Genomic DNA, 541 nt, shown 5'->3' with positions numbered 1-541 from the left:
AGCGGTATGTTTTGTCATCTCAAGCTTTTACTAAACAACAAGCGGATAGTTTATATCAACTAAAAAGCGCATCTCAACCGACGGTTAAAATTTGGACAGGAACAGAAAATGAATATAACTATATATATCAAAAAGACCCTAATACACTTTACTTAATTAAGGGGTGATTTTTATGGAAGGTAATTTTAAAAATGTAAAGAAACTTATTTACGAAGGCGAAGAATATACAAAAGTATATGCTGGAAATATCCAAGTATGGAAAAAGCCTTCATCTTTTGTAATAAAACCCTTACCTAAAAATAAATATCCGGATAGCATAGAAGAATCAACAGCAAAATGGACAATAAATGGAGTTGAACCTAATAAAAGTTATCAGGTGACAATAGAAAATGTACGTAGCGGTATAATGAGGGTTTCGCAAACTAATTTAGGTTCAAGTGATTTAGGAATATCAGGAGTCAATAGCGGAGTTGCAAGTAAAAATATCAACTTTAGTAATCCTTCAGGGATGTTGTATGTCACTATAAGTGATGTTTATTCA

Annotated in this window: 2 protein-coding genes; both read left to right on the top strand. The window is 31.8% G+C overall.

Annotated elements, in window-relative coordinates:
* On the top strand, positions 1–167 hold a 167-nt coding region (locus FPQ13_RS13860; RefSeq protein ID WP_425456878.1), incomplete at its 5' end, for a phage upper tail fiber protein.
* A gap of 5 nt (positions 168–172) precedes the next feature.
* Positions 173–541: hypothetical protein (locus FPQ13_RS13135; protein ID WP_144089742.1), on the top strand; the 369-nt coding region annotated here is incomplete at its 3' end.

It is taken from the genome of Allobacillus salarius, from assembly GCF_007559425.1.
GTDB lineage: Bacteria > Bacillota > Bacilli > Bacillales > Alkalibacillaceae > Allobacillus > Allobacillus salarius.
This window is presented reverse-complemented; position numbering and strand designations above follow the sequence as displayed.